Origin of the sequence: Pseudomonas sp. 32_A (genome assembly GCF_017490905.1) — a bacterium.
Taxonomy (GTDB): Bacteria; Pseudomonadota; Gammaproteobacteria; order Pseudomonadales; family Pseudomonadaceae; genus Aquipseudomonas; species Aquipseudomonas inefficax.
The window spans coordinates 1-470 of record NZ_JAFGYI010000284.1; the positions used below are offsets into that span (position 1 = coordinate 1).

Sequence of the window (470 nt, forward strand, 5' to 3'; positions counted from 1 at the left end):
ATGCGATGCTGTCGACGTCGGTCTACCCGGTCGCGATGTTCCTCGCGCTCGCCCGCGCGCGGCCGGCCGTGCGTGTCGCGGGCGTCGTCGTCGGGCTGGCGGCAGGAGTGGCCGTGGGGCTGTCGCGCGTCGCGCTCGATGCGCATTCGCCGTCCGAGGCGGTCACGGGCTGCGTGATCGGCGCGCTCGCCGCGCTGTCGTTCATCGCCGGCTCCTGGCGCGCGATGCCGCACCGCTGGTCGGCGCCCGCCGTCGCGACGAGCCTCGTGGCCGTCACGATCGCGCTGCATGGCATCACCGTGCCGTCGCACCGCTGGGTCACCGCGGTCGCGCTGCAACTCTCCGGGCACGAACGGCCCTACGTGCGAGCGCGCTGGAAGGCGAATCCGAATTACCGGCCCGCGTCGCGGCCGACTCAGCAGCAGACGCTCGGCGCGCCGGCGGCGGTCGAACGCGCGTAAGAGCGCGCC

Annotated in this window: 1 protein-coding gene; it reads left to right on the forward strand. The window is 74.5% G+C overall.

Features of this window, described 5'->3' with window-relative positions:
* Positions 1–461, forward strand: a 461-nt coding sequence (locus tag J5M58_RS26705; protein WP_207880377.1) for a phosphatase PAP2 family protein, incomplete at its 5' end; no start/stop codon positions are given.
* Positions 462–470: the final 9 nt, after the last annotated feature.